General features: G+C 71.9%; 3 protein-coding genes. 1 reads left to right on the forward strand and 2 read right to left on the reverse strand.

Going from position 1 to position 2,933, the window contains the following annotated elements:
• Positions 1–112: 112 nt before the first annotated feature.
• The gene (gene dapC, locus ACFWEP_RS33680; RefSeq protein ID WP_387375961.1) at positions 113–1,210 is read right to left on the reverse strand and encodes a succinyldiaminopimelate transaminase; all 1,098 of its coding nucleotides are present in this window, start codon (positions 1,208–1,210) and stop codon (positions 113–115) included.
• A gap of 122 nt (positions 1,211–1,332) precedes the next feature.
• Positions 1,333–1,653, reverse strand: a complete 321-nt coding sequence (gene fdxA / locus ACFWEP_RS33685; protein WP_065490770.1) for a ferredoxin — start codon at positions 1,651–1,653, stop codon at positions 1,333–1,335.
• A 117-nt stretch (positions 1,654–1,770) separates the two neighbouring features.
• On the opposite strand from fdxA, the gene ACFWEP_RS33690 reads away from it, so the two are divergent.
• Positions 1,771–2,772: a GNAT family N-acetyltransferase gene (locus ACFWEP_RS33690; RefSeq protein WP_387375962.1), complete on the forward strand. Its 1,002-nt coding sequence runs from the start codon at positions 1,771–1,773 to the stop codon at positions 2,770–2,772.
• The last annotated feature ends 161 nt before the right edge of the window (positions 2,773–2,933 follow it).

A 2,933-nucleotide genomic window follows, 5' to 3' on the forward strand; every position in this document is an offset into this window, starting at 1 on the left:
GGACTTGGTCCCGGGGCCCCTCGGCGTGGTTCAGGCACCGCCGGTCAGGCACCGCCGGTCAGCGCCGTCGTTCAGGCACCGCCAGTCAGCACCGTCGTTCGGCCGCCGTCGTTCAGGACAGCCGCTTCACGGCAGCCACGACCCGCTCGTCGGTCGCGGTGAACGCGACCCGCACGAAACGGTCCCCCGCCGGGCCGTAGAACTCGCCGGGCGCCACGAGGATGCCGAGTCCGGCGAGGTACGCCACGGTGTCCCAGCAGGGTTCGTCGCGGGTCACCCAGAGGTACAGGCTCGCCTCGCTGTGCTCCACGCGGAAGCCGTGGCCCTCCAGGGCCGTGCGCAGGGCGGCGCGCCGGTCGGCGTACCGGGCGCGCTGCTCGGCGACGTGGGTGTCGTCGGCGAGCGCCACCACGGTGGCCGCCTGCACCGGGGCGGGGGTCATCATGCCGCCGTGCTTGCGGATCTGGAGCAGTTCGCCGAGTACGGCCGGGTCGCCGGCGATGAACGCGGCCCGGTATCCGGCCAGGTTGGACCGCTTGGAGAGCGAGTGGACGGCGACGAGTCCGTCGAACGAGCCGCCGCTGACGTCCGGGTGGAGCACCGAGACCGGTTCGGTCTCCCAGCCGAGTTCCAGGTAGCACTCGTCGCTGACGACCAGGATGTCGTGGGCGCGGGCCCAGGCGACGATCCGGGTGAGCTCCTCGCCGGACAGGACGCGGCCCGTCGGGTTGGACGGGGAGTTCAGCCAGAGCAGCTTGAGCCCGGCCGGGTCGAGCGTGGTGGGGTCGTCGTAGGCGACGGCGTCCGCGCCGCAGAGCCGCGCGCCGATCTCGTACGTCGGGTAGGCGAGCGCCGGGAAGGCGACCTTGTCGCCGGGGCCGAGGCCCAGCTGGGTCGGCAGCCAGGCCACCAGCTCCTTGGAGCCGACGACCGGCAGGACGTGGTGGTGGGTGACGTCCTTCGCGCCGAGGCGCCGCTCCACCCAGCCGCTGAGGGCGTCGCGCAGTTCCTCGGTACCCCAGACCGTCGGGTAGCCGGGGCTGTCGGCCGCTGCGGCGAGAGCCTGCTGGATCGCCTCGGGCACCGGGTCGACGGGGGTGCCGATGGAGAGGTCCACGATGCCGTCCGGGTGGGCGGCGGCGGTCGCCTTGTGGGGCGCGAGGCTGTCCCAGGGAAATTCCGGGAGGCGGGAGGAGAGTGCTGCGGACACGGAACTCTGCTTTCTCGTACGGGCGGAAACACCACGGTCCCGCACGGTGACGAGCCGTACGGGACCGGGCGGCACATCTGCTGCCGCGTCTGTGCTGGGTGTGGCGCGGCCGCGGCCGTCGCTTACTGGTTCTGGGGCGGCAGTGCGGCCACGAAGGCGTGATCGCGCTCGATGAGCCCCAGCTTGGAAGCGCCACCGGGCGAGCCGAGGTCGTCGAAGAACTCGACGTTCGCCTTGTAGTAATCCTTCCACTCCTCGGGGGTGTCGTCCTCGTAGAAGATGGCCTCGACCGGACAGACCGGCTCACAGGCACCGCAGTCGACACACTCGTCGGGGTGGATGTACAAGGACCGCTGGCCCTCGTAGATGCAGTCGACGGGGCACTCCTCGATGCAGGCCTTGTCCTTTACGTCGACACAAGGCTGCGCGATGACGTAGGTCACGCTGTCGTTCCTCCTCGGTAGGGCGTTGGCTCTCGCGCGGGAGCGCGGCGTCGATGATGCCCTCACCTAGTATCTCCGTAGTTCAGCGGGATCCGAACAGGAGGGGCGGTAGGAGCCGTGGAATTCACCGTCGGCGGACGGCTCGAGGTCCGTATTACCCAGGCTGATGTGGGAAAACGCGTGTCAGTCCGGTGCTGTTGTGAGGACGGCGCCCCGGGTGCCGCGTTCACGGACACGGTCGGTGTTCTCACATCCTGGGACACGGGCGTGCTCCGGATCACACCGAAGAGCGGGCGCAGCGTCCACATCGCGGAATCCACGCTCGTCGCCGGCAAGGTCGTCCCTCCCGCCCCGGCGCGCCGCTCCGGCCCCGCGGCCACCTTCACGGAGCTCACCCGGGCGACGGCGCGCGCCTGGCAACCGGTGGAGAGCGAGGCGCTGGGCGACTGGCGGCTGCGCGCCGCGGGAGGCTTCACCCGTCGCGCCAACTCGGTCCTGCCGCTGGGTGATCCCGGGATGCCGGTCGCGGACGCGCTGGCGCACGCCGCCCGGTGGTACGCGGACCGGGGCCTGCCCGCCTACGTCCAGGCCGGAACCGGGGCCGCCGACAGCCAGGAGGCGCTCTGCGCCGAGCTGGAGGAGAACGGCTGGCGGCGCGAGGTGTCCGCCGGGGTACGGATCGCCGCGCTGGCTCCCCTCGGTGACCAGGACTCGGACGTCTCCCGGGTCCTCCTCCACCGGACTCCCGACGCCCCGTGGATGCGGCGCTACCACCGCGCCGGAGCGGACTCGGCTCCCATGCTCCGGGTGCTGTCCCAGGGCCCGTCGGTCTGGTTCGCGACGGTGCCGGGCGACGACCCGGCCGGTGTGCCCGCCGCGATCGGCCGGTGCGTGGTGGACGGCCGGTGGGCCGGATTCGGGGCGATAGAGGTGAACCCGGACTACCGGCGCCGGGGTCTGGCCACCACGGTGATGACCGCGCTGGCCCGCACCGCCCTGGAGGAGGGGGCCTCGGCGGCCTGGCTCCAGGTGGAGGACGACAACACCGGGGCGCTCGCCCTGTACGACCGGATGGGCTTCGTGACCCACCACCGGTACCACCACTTCCGTTCCGCCTAGGGCGTGTGTCGAACGTGGCGCCGTCCGCCCGGAGGGCGGGTCCGGCGGCGTCCGGTGCGTGCGATCGCACGGCGGAGGGTCGCCCCGATACTGGATGTATCGGTCGTCCCGATACTGGATGTATCGGGGTGATCCCGACAACGCGGCGAGCGTGCGTGCCG

This window comes from Streptomyces sp. NPDC060198 (assembly GCF_042728415.1).
GTDB lineage: Bacteria > Actinomycetota > Actinomycetes > Streptomycetales > Streptomycetaceae > Streptomyces.